This is a genomic window from Pseudomonadales bacterium (genome assembly GCA_024234615.1).
Classification (GTDB): domain Bacteria; phylum Pseudomonadota; class Gammaproteobacteria; order Pseudomonadales; family IMCC2047; genus JAJFKB01.
The window spans coordinates 550907-567289 of record JACKNY010000002.1 but is presented as its reverse complement, the minus strand read 5'-3'; the positions used below and the strand labels follow the sequence as shown (position 1 = coordinate 567289).

At 46.2% G+C, this 16383-nt stretch carries 18 protein-coding genes; 12 read left to right on the top strand and 6 right to left on the bottom strand.

What is annotated here, in order from left to right; genetic code table 11:
- The first annotated feature begins 27 nt into the window (after window positions 1–27).
- The 3 genes from H6995_11815 to H6995_11805 all read left to right on the top strand — a co-directional run bounded on the left by H6995_11815 (window position 28) and on the right by H6995_11805 (window position 3280).
- Window positions 28–1254, top strand: a complete 1227-nt coding sequence (locus H6995_11815; protein MCP5215683.1) for a trypsin-like peptidase domain-containing protein — start codon at window positions 28–30, stop codon at window positions 1252–1254.
- Window positions 1251–2216: an FHA domain-containing protein gene (locus tag H6995_11810; protein MCP5215682.1), complete on the top strand. Its 966-nt coding sequence runs from the start codon at window positions 1251–1253 to the stop codon at window positions 2214–2216. Before H6995_11815 ends, H6995_11810 begins: the two co-directional genes overlap by 4 nt.
- Window positions 2217–2278: 62 nt before the next feature.
- Complete coding sequence (locus H6995_11805) at window positions 2279–3280, top strand: metal-dependent hydrolase (GenBank protein ID MCP5215681.1); 1002 nt, start codon at window positions 2279–2281, stop codon at window positions 3278–3280.
- 40 nt (window positions 3281–3320) lie between these two features.
- Here H6995_11805 and cobA read toward each other — a convergent pair whose 3' ends face one another.
- The 4 genes from cobA to H6995_11785 all read right to left on the bottom strand — a co-directional run bounded on the left by cobA (window position 3321) and on the right by H6995_11785 (window position 6166).
- Window positions 3321–4700 carry a uroporphyrinogen-III C-methyltransferase gene (gene cobA / locus H6995_11800; GenBank protein MCP5215680.1) on the bottom strand — a complete coding sequence of 460 codons (1380 nt, stop codon included), beginning with the start codon at window positions 4698–4700 and terminating at the stop codon, window positions 3321–3323.
- A 100-nt stretch (window positions 4701–4800) separates the two neighbouring features.
- On the bottom strand, window positions 4801–5397 hold the full coding sequence (locus H6995_11795; protein MCP5215679.1) for a DUF4202 domain-containing protein: 597 nt from the start codon (window positions 5395–5397) through the stop codon (window positions 4801–4803).
- A gap of 1 nt (window position 5398) precedes the next feature.
- The gene (locus tag H6995_11790; GenBank protein ID MCP5215678.1) at window positions 5399–5815 is read right to left on the bottom strand and encodes a hypothetical protein; all 417 of its coding nucleotides are present in this window, start codon (window positions 5813–5815) and stop codon (window positions 5399–5401) included.
- A 48-nt stretch (window positions 5816–5863) separates the two neighbouring features.
- A complete protein-coding gene (locus H6995_11785; GenBank protein ID MCP5215677.1) occupies window positions 5864–6166 on the bottom strand; it encodes a cytochrome c in 303 nt (100 codons plus the stop codon).
- 196 nt (window positions 6167–6362) lie between these two features.
- Here H6995_11785 and H6995_11780 point away from each other — a divergent pair, with 196 nt between their 5' ends.
- The 7 genes from H6995_11780 to H6995_11750 all read left to right on the top strand — a co-directional run bounded on the left by H6995_11780 (window position 6363) and on the right by H6995_11750 (window position 13444).
- Window positions 6363–6524 carry a hypothetical protein gene (locus H6995_11780; GenBank protein MCP5215676.1) on the top strand — a complete coding sequence of 54 codons (162 nt, stop codon included), beginning with the start codon at window positions 6363–6365 and terminating at the stop codon, window positions 6522–6524.
- 46 nt (window positions 6525–6570) lie between these two features.
- Complete coding sequence (locus H6995_11775) at window positions 6571–7110, top strand: cytochrome c oxidase subunit II (GenBank protein MCP5215675.1); 540 nt, start codon at window positions 6571–6573, stop codon at window positions 7108–7110.
- A 13-nt stretch (window positions 7111–7123) separates the two neighbouring features.
- On the top strand, window positions 7124–8815 hold the full coding sequence (locus tag H6995_11770; GenBank protein MCP5215674.1) for a cbb3-type cytochrome c oxidase subunit I: 1692 nt from the start codon (window positions 7124–7126) through the stop codon (window positions 8813–8815).
- 255 nt (window positions 8816–9070) lie between these two features.
- The gene (locus H6995_11765) at window positions 9071–9922 is read left to right on the top strand and encodes an SCO family protein (protein MCP5215673.1); all 852 of its coding nucleotides are present in this window, start codon (window positions 9071–9073) and stop codon (window positions 9920–9922) included.
- A 9-nt stretch (window positions 9923–9931) separates the two neighbouring features.
- A complete protein-coding gene (locus tag H6995_11760) occupies window positions 9932–11503 on the top strand; it encodes a cytochrome b N-terminal domain-containing protein (protein ID MCP5215672.1) in 1572 nt (523 codons plus the stop codon).
- On the top strand, window positions 11496–11990 hold the full coding sequence (locus tag H6995_11755; GenBank protein MCP5215671.1) for a hypothetical protein: 495 nt from the start codon (window positions 11496–11498) through the stop codon (window positions 11988–11990). Before H6995_11760 ends, H6995_11755 begins: the two co-directional genes overlap by 8 nt.
- Window positions 11991–12058: 68 nt before the next feature.
- A complete protein-coding gene (locus tag H6995_11750) occupies window positions 12059–13444 on the top strand; it encodes a cbb3-type cytochrome c oxidase subunit I (GenBank protein ID MCP5215670.1) in 1386 nt (461 codons plus the stop codon).
- Here the strand turns inward: H6995_11750 and H6995_11745 are convergent.
- A complete protein-coding gene (locus H6995_11745; GenBank protein MCP5215669.1) occupies window positions 13441–13623 on the bottom strand; it encodes a hypothetical protein in 183 nt (60 codons plus the stop codon). The genes H6995_11750 and H6995_11745 overlap by 4 nt on opposite strands.
- Before the next feature lie 72 nt (window positions 13624–13695).
- On the opposite strand from H6995_11745, the gene H6995_11740 reads away from it, so the two are divergent.
- Together H6995_11740 and H6995_11735 are read left to right on the top strand one after the other, a co-directional pair.
- Window positions 13696–14217 (top strand): TlpA family protein disulfide reductase, encoded by a 522-nt coding sequence (locus H6995_11740; protein ID MCP5215668.1) that lies wholly within the window; start codon window positions 13696–13698, stop codon window positions 14215–14217.
- A 24-nt stretch (window positions 14218–14241) separates the two neighbouring features.
- On the top strand, window positions 14242–15294 hold the full coding sequence (locus H6995_11735; GenBank protein ID MCP5215667.1) for a COX15/CtaA family protein: 1053 nt from the start codon (window positions 14242–14244) through the stop codon (window positions 15292–15294).
- A gap of 8 nt (window positions 15295–15302) precedes the next feature.
- Here the strand turns inward: H6995_11735 and H6995_11730 are convergent, their stop codons facing one another.
- Window positions 15303–16316 carry a COX15/CtaA family protein gene (locus H6995_11730; protein ID MCP5215666.1) on the bottom strand — a complete coding sequence of 338 codons (1014 nt, stop codon included), beginning with the start codon at window positions 16314–16316 and terminating at the stop codon, window positions 15303–15305.
- Window positions 16317–16383: the final 67 nt, after the last annotated feature.

Below are 16383 nucleotides of genomic sequence, written 5' to 3'. Positions count from 1 at the left end.
CTGCAGTCTAGCTTTTTGGCGATTTGTTTGTGTTTTTCGTTATCCGTCGTGAGCCATGCGGAAGAGAAAGGTGCCGCGACGCTGTTTAAACAATATCAGGATCGGATATTCCAGATTCGTATTATGGATATTGTGGCGGAGAAGAAGTCCGGTTTGGGTAGCGGTTTTTTGGTGTCCGCCGATGGTTTAATAGCGACCAACTATCATGTGGTTGCTAAACTGGTGGAAAAACCCAGTAAGTATCGGCTGGAGTATCAGGATGTGGAAGGCAAGACCCAGAAACTCACACTGGTCGATATTGATGTCATTAATGATCTCGCGTTGGTAAAGGCTGAGGTGCTGGATAAAAAGCCCATGCTTTTTCCCGAGGATCATCCTACTCAAGGCGACACCATTTATTCCATCGGCAATCCTTTTGATATTGGATTTACTGTTGTACCGGGCACCTATAACGGTATCGATGAAAAAACCTATTACCAACGTATTCATTTTTCCGGTTCGATTAACCCTGGTATGAGCGGCGGGCCAGTGTTGGATAAAGATGGTCGGGTAGTGGGGATTAATGTTTCCTCTGCTGGTGATCAGGTGAGCTTTTTAGTGCCAGGTTCCGCGTTGAAAATCTTGATTGAACAGGTGCAAAAACGTGAAGTGCCGTTGATAGATTTCGGCCAGCGTATTCGTCAACAATTACTGGATAATCAAAATAAAATGATCAGCGAGTTCCTGGCGAAGGAATGGCCAACTCAAGTATTGGGTGAGTCGCAGGTGCTGGGCGAAATGAAGCCTTTCGTAAAATGCTGGGGCGGATCCAGTGACGATAAAGAATTGTATAAGAGCGTGTCCACCGCCTGCCGGAGTAACGAGTCAATTTATCTCAATGACCGCTTTAGTTCCGGCGTTATCAGCTATCAGTTTTTTTGGCTAGAAGTGGGTGAGTTGAATAATTCACGCTTCCAAAGTTATTACCAGTCTCTGTTCCGTCGCTTCGAGCCGGACAACCGAGCGTACGAGGATGATGTTGGTAATTATGTTTGTGATGAACGTTTCGTTAGCGATAAAAAAGGTGGAAAAGATAAGTTAGTATTCTGTGCGAGAGCTTATCAAAAATATGCTGGTATTTATGACGCGCTCTATCTGCGCGGCTCGGTGGATCAAGCGGATAAGGCCTTTGTCAGCCATTTTACTCTGGCGGGCGTTGATCAGCAGAATATGAATGCTTTCCTCAAGCGCTTTATGGAGGTGGTTGAGCGATGACAGTCATTGAGGTAAGAGGGCGTGGCGGTCAGCTGATTGAGCGGGTGCGCTGCCATAACGAACAGATCAATATCGGTCGCGCTTTTGATAACGATGTCATCATTGCTGACCCGTACGTGTCCGCTCATCATTTGCGGCTCCAGCTTCATCAACAGGGCTGGCTGGTAGAGGATTTAGCGAGTGAAAATGGCGTTCGCTATCAACGGCAAACGCGAGATGAAACTGAGCATGTTCAGTCTGGTGACCAATTACGCATCGGTCACACCGAGCTGCATATTTATCATGATGAACATCCGGTTGGACAGGCATTAAAAATTGATGGCGGTGAAGTACGGCTTGCATTCTTAGGCCGTCATTTCATTTGGTCATTTTTGTTGGTGGTTTCCTGTGTGATATTGCTGCTCTCCGCCTATCAGCATTCATTTAGCGAGTACAAGCTGCTGCCGATATTGCAACCGGTGCTTTGGAGTGTTCTAGGTGTGGCCATCATTGCCGCTATATGGGCCTTGGTTGGTCGATTGATTAAACACCGTACTTATTTTCCTGCGCATCTTTCGATCTGGTTTTTATTCGGTCTTGGCCTACAGTTCGCGGAATATTGTGCCGGGGTGATTGGCTATAATGCCAGTAGCGGAATGTTACAAATTATACTCAGCAAAAGCTTGAATTTTTTCCTGCTACTGGTTGCCATCGGCGCCAGCATTACCCTTGCGACTACCTTGCTGTCCAATAAACGACTTTGGATTTCGGTGGGCGCGGCAGGGTTGCTTTTATCCTTCCAGCTGGCAGGTGAAGTGCAGTGGGATAGAGATTTTTCCTCCTCCCCCAAATACTATGCGCAGCTGCAAAGCCCTGGTTTATTGTGGGTCGAGCCGGAAGACGAGGCGGTAATCTCTGAGCAGCTACCAGATTTACTGGAGCGGGCGGTGGCGGAGATGGAGAGGATTAGGGATGCAGAGTAGAGAAGAAGTGACCTGCTATTTAACCCCTTATTCAAAAATCAAGGCGCTTTTCTAAATATAGTATGGATATAGTTACGCAGGCTATCCTAGGAGCCACGGTTGCACAGTCGGCTGCGCGCAAAGAACACATACGGCTAGCAACAATGATCGGCTTGGTTGCGGGGGTGATTGCGGATGCGGATGTGTTAATTCGCTCATCTACTGATCCGTTACTATCTCTGGAATATCATCGGCATTTTACCCATTCGATATTTTTTATACCTATCGGGGCACTTATTGCTTTTTGTTTGTTCTGGCCATTTTTGCGTAACAGGTTATCTGCCTCGGCGATATACGGCTATTGTTTTCTTGGCTACCTACTCAGTGGATTTATTGATGCCTGTACCAGTTATGGCACTCACCTGTTATGGCCGCTGATGAATACACGCATCGCGTGGAATGTAGTTTCGATTGTTGATCCGGTCTTCACGTTGTTGTTGGTGGTGGGGGTGGTGGCTTCGATTAAAAGTGCTAATACGCGCTATAGCCGTATTGCTCTCGTCTTGGCTGGGTGTTACCTTTTAATTGCGGCGATGCAATTAAATCGGGCAGAACAATCGATCCGAGAACTCGCCGCGCAGCGTGGTCATGAGATTGAGCGGATAGTGGTTAAACCCACGGTTGCTAATAACCTGCTGTGGCGCAGTGTGTATCTGGCCGATAATATTTTTTATATTGATGCGGTGAGAGTGGCTGCTGCAAAGCGTATCTATCCTGGCGCCAGCATTAAAAAGTTTAACCTCAGTGAGTCTTTCCCTGATCTAAAAAGAGACACAACTTTGTTTAGGGATATTAAACGTTTTGAGCATTTCTCTGATGACTTTGTTAGTCATTATCCTGGCAGGCCGGAGGTATTGGGGGATGTGCGCTATGCGATGAGTCCCGTCAGTACGCTGCCGCTTTGGGGTATCGAAATAAATTCATTGGATACGGGTCAGCCAGTGAAGTTTGAGTCTTATCGCGTCGTCTCGAAGCAAGCGAAGCGGCAATTCATCGCTATGTTATTGGGTAAGGATACCCATTAGTCGGGTTAGCCTTGAGCCGGTTTGATGTCACACTCAGATCTTAACTCGGTTGCTTTAACCGCTCATAAAGCTTCACTACATGCCCAATGATCAGAATGCTTGGTGTTTTAAACGCTTCTTCCAGCACTCTTTGTCGCACGTGGCTCAGGTCGCTGATTAGAATGCGCTGATCGGGTTGAGTGGCTTTGTAAATAACAGCAACAGGGGTATCCGCTTCTAAGCCGTGGCCAATCAGTTGCTGTGAAATCACTTCTAATCCGCCTAGCCCCATGTAGATCACCAGGGTTTGGTTTGCTCGGGCGAGCGCGGGCCAGTCGAGGTCGACGGTGTTATCCTTTAGATGTCCGGTAGCGAAGGTGACGGACTGGGCGTAGTCGCGATGGGTTAGCGGGATGCCGCAGTAGTTGGAGGCACCAGCTGCGGAGGTAATGCCTGGTACTGCTTGAAACTGAATGCCTTCTTTTACTAGTTCTTCGGCCTCTTCGCCGCCGCGTCCGAAGATGTAAGGGTCGCCACCTTTAAGTCGTAGAACGCGTTTACCTGCTTTTGCCAGCTTGACTAGCAGCTCATTAATTTGATCTTGTGGTACGCAGTGGTCGCTGGCTTTTTTACCAACGTAGAATTTTTCGGCATCACGGCGCACCAAGTTGAGTATGCCCTTGGATACCAGTCGGTCGTATACAACGACATCGGCTTTTTGCATGAGGCGCAAGGCTCGAAAGCTCAATAGATCTGGGTCGCCCGGGCCGGAACCGACCAGGTAGACTTCACCTTTATCAGTGGGTTCATCCTGTGCTTGCTGCAACAACGCCTGGAGTTCTTGGTCGGCAGCGTTATCATTGCCAGTGAATACATGTTCGGCGATCGAGCCTTCAAAAACACGTTCCCAAAAGTTTTTCCGAGCGACGCCAGTTGGTAATGCGGCTTTCACCTGTTCACGGTATTTATCGGCGAGCTGCGCCAGTTTGCCGTAGCTAAAGGGTAGAAAGGATTCAATTTTGCCGCGTAAAAGTCGCGCTAACACGGGAGCTTTTCCGGAGGTGCTGATGGCAATCGTGATGGGTGATCGATCAATGATTGAAGGCATAATAAAGCTGCAAAGCTCAGGGTTGTCGACGACGTTCACGAATAAATGATGAGTGCTGGCATCCTGAGATATTGTGGCGTTTAGCTGACGGTCATCGGTGGCGGCAATAACTAGGTCTTTACCACCAAGCATCGAGGCACTGTAATTTTCTTGTAGTATTGTAATAGCACTTCGCTGTTGTGCGGTGATTGCATCACTAATGTCGAGTGCTACCAGGGTTACCTGAGCGCCCGCATCTAATAGAGTTTCCAGCTTGCGTGCGGCAACGCTGCCGCCGCCAACCAATAGACAATGTTTACCGGTCATTTTGGTAAAAATCGGTAAATGGTCCATAGGTGTTTACCCCGAGATATAGAAGCTGTAATTATTAGTGTTTAGGTTAAGTAAAATATTGATATGGGACAAGTTAATGTCACAACATCAACTGCTGATTTTACGCCGCGTTGCTAGTCTTTAGAGCTTTTTCAATCAAAGCATGCTGCGCCTCAGTATAATCTATTTCAAGCGCAGATTTTTGGCCAGCTTCGGACATTTTACGCCAGGTTTTTTGAATCACGACAGTTAATTTTTCTTCGCTATGGTTTGTCATCATCGCCGCGAGGTAGTACTCAAGAAAGACCAGACAGGCAACGTCCTCTAAGGTTTGTGTGAGCGGGTCAGTTTTTAAGTTTTGTTTTTTGATAATTGATTTGACTAAGCTAATTTCTTCATTGGAATAGCCAACCTCCGCCATCAATTTAGCGGTCAATTGGGCATGGTGTTCGGCTAAATCTTTTCTCCATCGGAGATAACCTTGTCTGTCCGTTGGATAGGAGGAGCGAGCAATATGCCAACGGTTAATATGCTGAGCATAAACGGCGATTTTTAATACTTCCGGTGATTCGGGGAAAAAAGCCAATAATCGAGTTAACATGCGATGACTGTATAGGACTTGTTTGGCGACGCTGTTACCGTCAATGTTTTCCTGGTTGGGGTCAGAGCGGTTAATTTGGTCGATTTTATCGATGAGTTGGGAATAGCGCATACTCAAACTAATGATAATTTTTCTCGCAATGGATGCTGTTCAGCATGTTTTTTAGTGGTCCAAGAATAGACCGAATTTGATCTGGGTGAAAGCGTTCTTTAGTTAGAAATAATGCTGATTTAAGATCGTTGAGTTGACTGTGGATCGAAAGATAGTCGACACAAATCGAATAGCGTCCTGTATTGGGTGTGTTGTAAATAATCGCACATTTTTTGAGGGCACTTAAATAGCCGTCAAATGTCGGTTTTAATTGGTGGTATTCAGGTTTGAATATTAGTGCGGGGTTTTCGGTAAACTGCTTAATTGTAGAAAGAGTTGCTGAACAGTCAACATTCCAATGGGCTTCGAGTTCGAGAGAGGTAAAGGGTAATCGTTCATTAACGCTACTTTCAGTGTCGGCCAGTAATAAGGGTGGCGTTACCAACAGCAGCGTTAACAGACGAAAACATGTGTTCAGTATATATCCCAGGGCTTACAGGCTGTTGAAGTAGGCTGCTAGGTTAGCAATATCGTCATCTGATAATGGCTTAGCCATAGGCGCCATCATTGGATCCTGACGGGTACCATCGCGGAAGGCTTTGAGCTGTTTGGCGAGGTAGCCCTCTTTTTGGCCAGCCAAGCTCGGCCACAGGTCGTTAGGGCTATGTCCGTCAGCGCCATGACAAGCAGCGCAGAGCATGGACTTTGCTTTTCCTGCAGCCGCGTCGCCAGCATGGGAAGAGGCTACTGTACCCAGCATAACCAAGCTACAAACTAGGCTAATAAATATTTTCATTGAGTAACTCCTAAAACTATAAGTGGTTGGAAATTAGTGGGCGTATTGTACATAATAAAATAGTCTCTCGACAAAATATTGTGTAGTATTTTATTCATCTTGATTTAGATCAATTACTTCAATATGTAGACTGGATAGAGTGGCAACCTTACAAAAAGTTCGATAATTACAACTCTTAACTCACAAGGAGCCTGGTATGTCGCCGCAAGACGTTCCTCCTCAAAATGAAGAAGTACCTTTCATGCAACGACTATTGGATAATCCTTTTATCCTGTTGTTTCTAGGTGTTGCAAGCCCAGCTGTGTTGTATTTAATTTGGGGTATTATGGAAATTGTTAGTATACCGTTAGGTAAATAATAATGATTTCACAACAACAAAAATCAAATCAATTTAAGGTGGTCTTATGAGCATCGTATCTCCCTCAGATAAGGTTTGGTGGCACGAACCCATCGAAAAAACCGAACTGATCTGGATTTCTATCGTGTTTGTTTGGGGAGTTTTTATGACCTTTATGATGCCTTATTGGCACGTAGTGGGTGATCAAAACCTATCCAATGAAACTTATCGAGTGACGCCTGAGCAGTATATGGCGAAAGCGCAAAGCGTTGTTGACCAATTTACTGTTGGTGAGTATGGACCGCAAAAAATACCCAAAGTACACCCCCCGGCAGGTAGCGATGTTTACCTAGTCGCTCGCTTATGGAGCTGGTGGCCTGTGCTTGAGCTCGAAAAGGGCAAAAGCTATCGTGTCCACATGTCTTCGCTGGATTGGCAGCATGGTTTCTCATTGCAGCCAGCCAACATAAACGTTCAGGTGGTGCCGGATTACGAGTACGTGGTAACACTGACACCGGATGAAGTAGGTGAATACTCCATCATCTGTAATGAATACTGCGGAATTGGCCATCATTTAATGATTGGCAAAATTCTAGTCGTTGAATAATTAAGGGGACGTCATGAATACTAATTTATTTCGTGTGTGCCCAGAAACTGGGTTACAGGTTCACAAACCAGGCGAAAGACTGATGAAGGCCAATGCCGTTGCCGCAGTGGTTTTCTTGCTGATTGGTGGAATTTACGGTCTGGGTGTTGGCTTAACGCGTTGGCCTGCGGTGCATTTGCTACCAGCAGATCAGTTTTATTTAGTGCTAACGGCTCACGGCCTTAACGTATTAATTTTCTGGATTATTTTCTTTGAAATTGCGCTGATCTATTTCTGTTCGGCGGTATTGCTCAATTGTCGACTGGCAACGCCCAAATTGGGGTGGGTTGCTTTTGGATTGATGTTGGTGGGTGCTCTGCTCAATAACTATATTGTGCTACAGGGTAACTCCAGCGTGATGATGACGTCGTACACGCCAATGGGTGCAGATCCGCTCTTTTACCTGAGTTTGATACTGTTTGCGGTCGGGGCATTAATCGGTTGCTTCATCTTTTTCGGTACTTTGGTGATCGCCAAGTCTGAAAAAACCTATGAAGGCTCGATTCCTTTGGTTACCTTCGGTGCGATGGTTGCTGCAATTATCGCGGTGTTCACCATCGTCAGTGGCGCGATCATTTTGATCCCGACTTTCCTTTGGAGTGTCGGTTTGGTGGCGCACATTGATCCGCTCATGTATCGCATGATCTGGTGGGCATTTGGGCACTCTTCGCAGCAAATTAACGTGTCTGCGCATATTGCTATTTGGTATGCGGTTGCGGCACTGGTGTTTGGCGCGAAACCGCTCTCTGAGAAGGTTAGCCGTACCGCTTTCTTGATGTATATTCTGTTTTTACAGTTAGCCAGTGTGCACCACTTGTTGGTAGACCCAGGTATTAGCTCTGAATTTAAGATGTTTAACACCAGCTATGCTATGTATCTTGCGGTAATGGCAAGTATGGTACATGGACTGACGGTGCCTGGCGCGATCGAAGCGGCTCAGCGTGCCCGTGGGTTTAACAAGGGTTTGTTCGAGTGGTTAACGAAAGCGCCCTGGGGTAACCCGGTGTTCTCAGGTATGTTCATCTCGCTGGTTGGGTTTGGCTTCCTGGGAGGTATTACTGGCGTGGTAATGGGTGCAGAGCAAATTAACATCCTGATCCACAACACGCTTTATGTTCCTGGTCATTTTCACGCAACGGTAGTACTGGGTACGACAATAGCATTTATGGCCATGACCTATTGGTTGGTGCCTGTGCTGTTCCGTCGTGAATTGGTGATGAAAGGATTGGCGAAATTCCAACCCTATATCTTCGGCTTGGGTATGACCGGTGTGTCTTTGTTTCTGATGGGTGCAGGTACCCTGGGTGTGCCACGTAGACATTGGGACATCGGTTTTGCTGGTACGGGTATGACACATGACTTCCCCGCTGCCGCCTATACTATGCTGGCCTTAAACGGAGTGTCAGTTATTTTGGCAGTTGTCGGTGGTGCTGCATTCTGTGTCATTATTGTTGCTTCCCTGCTATTTGGTAGAAAATTAGGTGATGAGAAGTCTACGCCTGCCTTAGCTGCAAAAATGGTTACGGATGAAGAATATAAAACCATTCACACTGGTGGCATCACTGTGCCAGGGACACTGTGTCTGACCTTCATATTCTTCGCGGCCTTTGCTGCTTATTACTTCATTAACTGGAAGTATCTGTCACAAACTTGGGGTATTAGCTAACAGTTTTTTATCCCGCAGTAACAAGCGTCTGATTTATTGAGGCGTATCAAAATAAGCCCCTTTTTAGGGGCTTATTTTTTGTTATCGAATTTGTTCAATGGGTTGGCTGGGATATACTAGTGCTTTATCGGTTTCAGGCTTTTTTAAAATTTTATGGTCTATTCTATTTTCCGCAGACGATTTCTTCATAGTCTAAAAGTTTTACAAATACTTATCAGTTGTTTTTGTTGCTCAGCTATCGCGGAAACGCAAGGGGTGTCATCTGCTCTAGACCACAGCAGTATGGATGTCGCGGAGATGTATCAACCTGGAAGCAACGGTATGCACTCCGGTATGGGGGCAATGCCAGCACAAGCTGCTCACTCAACGAAGATTGAATTTAAGGATTTTGACCGTGACCAAGCCTACAAGTACAGCCAGGCAGTCATAGGTAAAACCCTATCGAACTATCAATTTGTCGATAGTTCTGGTAATTCGGTTGCGCTGCAAGACTTCGTTGGGCAACCCCTCCTGATTAGTCTGATTTACACTAGTTGTTATCATATTTGCCCTACTACTACACAATATTTGGGACAGGTTGCCCGCATGGCCCGGCAGGCCATGCCCGACAAAGAATTTACGGTGCTTACGGTCGGGTTTGATACCTTTAATGATACGCCTGAAGCGATGCGCGAGTTTGCTAAAAAGCAAGGTGCGGCAGGAGATGAGAACTGGCATTTTCTCAGTGCAGATAAAGCAACGGTAGAGTCTCTGAGCAAGGAGCTAGGCTTTATCTATTATCCTTCGCCGCAGGGTTTCAATCATTTGGTGCAAACGAGCGTTTTAAAGTCTGATCGAGAAGTATATAGACAGGTTTACGGGATGAAATTTGATATACAGCTACTAATTGAACCCCTCAAGGAGTTGTTATTTAATCGACCTTCTGCTTCACTTGCTGGCGCACTGTCAGACAAGATTCGATTTTTTTGTACGGTTTATGACGCCTCTAGTGACCGCTATCACTTTGACTATTCAATCTTTATCGGTGTTTTCGTTGGCTTCATGAGTTGTTTGGCGTTAGGGCTTCAGTTAGTGAAGGAATGGCGTAAATCGGTTAAATCGTTTTAGGAAATATAGATGAAATCCCCTGTAGTTTACTTGCAAAAAGCGGGGAAAGTAGTACTCAATCCGATTGAGTTACTTTTTTCCAAAATTTTCACGGATCAAAATAATCCGTTTTTTCATTTGGGTGCCTTATCCTTTTTCTTTTTTTGGATTGCTGCTGGTACCGGGCTCTACCTCTACGTGTTTTTCGAAACGAGCGTAGCGCATGCCTATGAGTCGATTGAGTACCTGATGAATGAGCAATGGTATCTGGGCGGTATCATGCGCAGCTTACATCGATATTCTTCGGCAGCGATGGTGGTGGCGGTAACGTTGCACCTGTTGCGTGAGTTCGTGAAGGGGCGTTATCAGGGCGTACGAATTTTTTCTTGGGTATCCGGTGTGCCATTATTGTGGTTGCTTTTTTTATCTGCAATTGGTGGCTATTGGCTGGTATGGGATCAGTTAGCGCAATATATTGCCATTCTAAGCTCTGAATTATTGGATTGGCTGCCGATTATGGTGGATCCGATGGCGCGTAATTTCTTAAACGCAGAAGCCATGAGTGATCGACTGTTTTCTCTGTTGGCGTTCCTGCATATTGGCTTTCCACTAGCGCTGCTACTCGGTATGTTTATTCATATTCAACGTATCAGTTACGCTAAAACCAATCCGCCAAAACAACTGGCGATCGGTGTTAGTGTTGCGCTAGTCATGCTTTCTTTAGTTAATCCAGCGGCAAGTCAGGCGCCAGCTAATTTGGACGAGACGGTTGCTAATGTTGGACTTGACTGGTTTTATCTTAACGTTTTTCCATTGATCGAATTGTGGGGGCCTGGCTGGGTATGGGGATTGTTGGTCGCAATTTCTGGCCTAATGACCATCTTACCTTGGTTGTCATCGCATAAACGTAAGGCAATTGCGGTAGTCGATCCGGCTAACTGTAATGGCTGTAGCTGGTGTTTTGCCGACTGTCCTTATGGCGCCGTGACGATGAAAGAGCATGATTTTAAAAAAGGTCATAAGCAGTCGGTGGTAAATCCAGATCTGTGTATAGGCTGCGGAATTTGTGCTGGTGCATGTCCTTCGTCCACCCCTTTTAGAAGTGTCGATGAGCTAATTACGGGTATCGATATGCCTGAACTTCCCGTCAAAGAAATGCTGGCGCAAACTGATGCTAAGGCGAAACAGCTGAAGGGCGATAAACCAAAAGTTATTGTTTATGCCTGTGAATGCGGTGCTCCGACTCAATCGTTGCAACGGGATAATGTGGCTACCATCAGTTTGCCATGTGTTGGCCAATTACCACCTTCTTTTGTGGATTACATATTTAGAAATAAGCTGGCCGATGGGGTGATGGTCACTGGCTGCTGTGAAGAAGATTGTCATTATCGTTTGGGGAACACTTGGTTGGAGCAAAGGTTTGCCGCCCAGCGCTTTCCGCATCTACGAACATCGGGTGCAAAACGTGATCTATCGGTGATATGGGCGGGAGAGCAGGGTGCTAAGCAACTGGAGAAAAATCTTGATGATTATATCCAGACGCTAGAGCAATCTGGGCACGTCGATGATAAAAGATTTGTAGAAGGAGGCATCAATGAATAAGTTGCCCCAGTATATCGCACAGATAGTAGCCTACGGTTTTTTTATGTTCTTTATCGCCTATCTGTCTTCATCGCCGGAGTGGAATCACACTCAGCCGGAGGATGCGATGGTTAAAGTAAGTATTCGCCATCCCGGTAAAATACTGGGTCAGTGTCGCGACTTAAGTGTGGCGGAAATAAAAAATCTTTCGCCGAACATGAAAGTACCACAACAGTGCCCAAGAGAAAGGTCACCGGTACGATTGCGTATCGAATTAAATGATGAGGTTTTATTCGAAGAGAGCGCCAGACCTTCTGGCCTACAAAAAGATGGAGTCTCGACTTTTTATGCCCGTTTTGATATTCCCGCAGGTAACCATTTTATCAAAGCTTTGTTGAGGGATGACGCTAATAATCCGGATCAAGGGTATCGGTTAGAGAAGCACATCGAAGTCAAACCGCGGCAGGTATTGGTTATTGATTTTAAAGACGGGTTTATTTTTAAATAATTAGGCTGGCACTACCGGAGGAGAGGGAATGATGCCGGGCCGAGACCATAATAATAGAGTAGTCAGTTATGCAAGAATTGGGTTTTACACTCACAATTCCAGATGATGATCGACGGCGGTTGTCAGTTTCCTGGTTATGGTTGTGTGTGCTCGCGTTATTCGGTGCGGGTATATTTTCTCTGTTGTTAGTGTTGTCACGTACACCCTATATTCAGGATGTCTTTCCCTGGGTTGATTTTTTTCATACCGCGCTAGTAGTGCATGTCGATCTGTCGGTTTTAGTCTGGAGTCTGGCTTTTGCCGGGGTGTTATGGAGTTTGAACTCTAAGCCGCGTTTGATGAGGATAGCTTGGGCTGCCTTTGGTTTAGCCGTTTTGGGCACTATAATTATGGTGGTATCGCCCTTTACTGGGGCTGGCAATGCTCTCATGAGCAACTACATACCCGTGTTACGTGATCCAGTATTTTTCACTGGGTTGCTGACCTTTGCACTTGGATTTACTCTGTTGGTGGTGCATTGTATGAGCGCTTGTCCGCCTGTTGGTCTGTGGATGACAGGTGAGGCCTCGTTACGTTTCGGTTTGAATGCAGCGGCCATATCTGCCGTGGTAGCCTTGGGAATTTTTATTTGGACCTATTTTGAGCTGCCAGCCTATTTGGCGGGTCAATCCTTTTATGAACGGCTGTTCTGGGGGGGTGGGCACGTTCTTCAATTTACCTATACGTTACTCATGTTGGTTGCCTGGTTATGGCTGACTACCGCTGCTGGTATACGTCTTCCTATCAGCCCCCGGGTAGTATTGCTAATTCTCTTTGTGGGCTTGTTTTGTGTGTTTTTAGCGCCGCTGATACAGTTGGCTTATCCGGTCACTACGGCGGAAAATATTGTACTCTTTACTTGGCTAATGAGTTATGGCGGTAGCCTAGCGACACTGCCCTTGGGTGCGGCCATTTTAATGGGGTTGCTGACGCATAAATCTGTCTCTGACGAAGAAAAATTGGCACGTTATGCGCTCATTTGCTCGTTATTGTTATTCGGTATTGGCGGCATTATCGGGTTTATGATTCAGGGTAGTAATGTCGTGATTCCGGCACATTACCACGGCAGCATTGTTGGCGTATCACTCTCGCTGATGGGGTTAACCTATGGATTGTTGCCGAAATTAGGTTATCCGTTAAGAAATATGAAGCTGGCAAAATGGCAGCCTTGGACCTATGGCGGCGGGCAGTTGATGCATATTATGGGTTTGGTTTGGTCAGGTGGTTATGGTGTTCAACGTAAAGTGGCTGGAGCAGCACAGGAGCTGGACAGTATCGAGCGTGTTGTGGGAATGGGGTTTATGGGGATGGGTGGGTTGATTTCATCCATTGGTGGTGTACTGTTTATTATCGTCGTGTTACGGGCGTTATTGCAAAAACGCGGTAAAAGCCCAGTAATGCAAGCGACCGGTTAACGTGCAATTAAGTAGTTGATCAATTGAAATGAACTAATGGCAAGTACGCTGATGATGACAAAAAAAATGATGTTTCTATTCTCGAATGGTTTGCCGCGCCAGAACTCTGCTTGTACCAGGATAAAGTCAGAAAAGAAATAAAGCGCAATTCCAACGACGGTATATAAAATAATTTCCACTAAAGGCACCTCAGAGTTATTAATGGATGAATTATACCCTCCCTTGATCATTTGGGCAGTTGTTTTAGATCAATGTTAATCATTAGGCGTCGATTGGTTTTTTGGCTTGGGTTATTGGCTTTGTTGTGGCTGCCAGCCTGTTCGGATAGCCGATTTGCGTTGGATGGTGCGCCTGATTTCGAACTGCCGGGGTTGCTGGATAATCAGCGATATACGCTTTCAGCGTTGCGTGGCAAAGTTGTATATCTGACATTTTGGGCTTCTTGGTGTGGTCCCTGTCGACAAGAAATGCCTTTTCTGGTGGCGCTACGAAATCAGTATGCGGCTCAGGGTTTTGAGGTGTTGGCGCTAAGTGAGGATCAGGATTTGCCCGCGAGTATGGAGTTTATCGAGCCATTTGAGGTGCCCTTCCAGGTCGCCAGTGATGCCGAGGGGCAAGTCTTAGCTCTGTATCAGGTGGAAGGTATGCCGACCCATTTTATTATCGATCGTAGTGGGCAGATACGTTATTCCCATATGGGCTTTAAAGAGGCTGACCAGCAGGTGATCACAGAGCACGTGATACAGTTAATTAATGAACCACACAACTTCTGATATATAAGACACAAGATAAAATTTATGACTGATACCTCATCTTCCTATCGCGGCGTGATTATTTGGTTGTTGGTTGTTTGCGCCTTTATTTTTGCAATGGTCATCGTCGGTGGGGTCACACGTCTGACTCATTCCGGATTATCCATAGTCGAATGGCAACCGATTATCGGCACTATTCCACCACTTTCTGAAGCCGAATGGTTGCACACCTTTAATCTGTATAAGCAATACCCTGAATACATGCATCACAACCAGGGTATGAGCCTCCATGAATTTAAAGGAATATTTTATTGGGAATACTTTCATCGTCTGTTAGGCCGCACTATAGGTCTGGTATTTTTTATACCCTTCGTGATTTTCTGGGTGCGCAAAAAATTGGATAAACCACTGCTAGGCAAATTGGGAGGTGCCTTTGTGATTGGTGGTCTGCAAGGCTTGATGGGTTGGTATATGGTGATGAGCGGTCTCGTCGATATGCCACGGGTTAGCCATTATCGTTTGGCCGCGCATCTAAGTTTGGCGTTGTTTCTCTTAGCCTACTTATATTGGATCGTGCTCGACCTAAGAAATCAGTCAACGCCTAGTGTTCAGGGCGGCAAGGAGTGGCCAGGTATTCGTCTGCTTGCGCTTGCAACTACCGCACTAGCGTGTATGCAGATTATTTATGGTGCCTTTACCGCTGGATTGCGAGCGGGCTGGGGGTACAATACTTTTCCGACCATGAATGGCGAGTGGATGCCGGAGGCGGTTACTGCCTTATCACCCGTCTGGCTAAATTTTCTCGAAAGTAATGCGGGTGTGCAATTTATGCATCGTTTTTTGGGTACACTCTTGCTGTTATTTGTGTTGTGGTTGTGGAGTAATACAATACGTAAGCCTTTAAGTCAAAAGCAAAAAAATAGTCTGCATCTGTTACTGCTGGCGTTAATCGTGCAGTATAGTTTGGGGGTTTACGTGTTGTTACAAGTAGTACCGATCGCAGCGGCGTCAATACATCAGGCCGTGGGTTGTTTAGTGCTGCTGGCGGCGGTAACAGTTAATTATCGATTTCGTCGCAACGCAACAATCCTTGGTTGATTGACTGTCTATTCTTGCGCACCAAGGTGATGCAATGCATTAACCAGACAGAGTAAAAGCAAGGCGGCGAGCAGATTGTGTAGGGTGACTAAAAGCAAGGGTAGTTGGTAATACACCGAGACCACACCCAAAAGTAGTTGTAGTGATAAAAATAGCACAATACCTTTAGCGGTTGCCGATAAGGGCTGGCTTGCGCCAAACAAGCGGATCACGAAGAAGCTCAGATAAATAAAACACAACAAAGCCAGCAAACGGTGCGATAGGTTGATAGCCTGCGCCAATTGTTCGGGCAATAGAATGCTTCCCTGAGGGCTGAGCGTGAGTTCGCGAACAAGAGAAAAGCTATTCAGTAAATCCGTACTGGAGAGACTAAAGCCTTCGCAAATCAAACTGGATGAGCAAGCGGTGGCTGCAAAATTTGCGCTGACCCAGGCACCGGATAGAATTTGCAAACTAATCAGAAGCAGCGCAATGATTGCCCAACCTTTGCTAATCGCTTTAGCGGTTGGTGTACGATGGACAGCAACGGATCTTTGTCCGAGCCACCATAATAATGCCGCCATTAGCATGCCGCCGCCGAGGTTGCCTAGGGTTACCCAAGGGATCGTTCGAGATGGTGTGTAAGAACCAAGAATGGCGAGAAAGAGTGTTGTAGCCATCAGTACTGTCGCCGCCAACAGGCCGGGCTGGCCTCGCATTCTCTGCTTAATACTGAGTAAAAATATTAGGCTGACTGTGATTCCCAGTGTGCTGGCAATAATACGGTGGGCGACGCGCGCTCCTTTATGCGACATTTCTGCACCTGCTTGCGTGAGCACAGCAATACCTTGCTGTTCTGTTGCTATGCCAATTTGGCCATAGCAACTCGGCCAGGGCGTACAATCTAAGCCAGACTGCGCAAGTCGAATGTAGGCACTGAGAACAAGCGTGCAGAGGGTGAGAAGTAGAGAAATAAAAATGAGCGAAGTAAACAAACCGCTAGCAGGTTGCGTTGAAGTAGTAGAAGATATTTTTGTTGTCATTATTCTGGCTGCGAGGTCTTGTATTTTAATTAAACAGGTTGTTTGATACGTATCAAGCTTGTTTTGA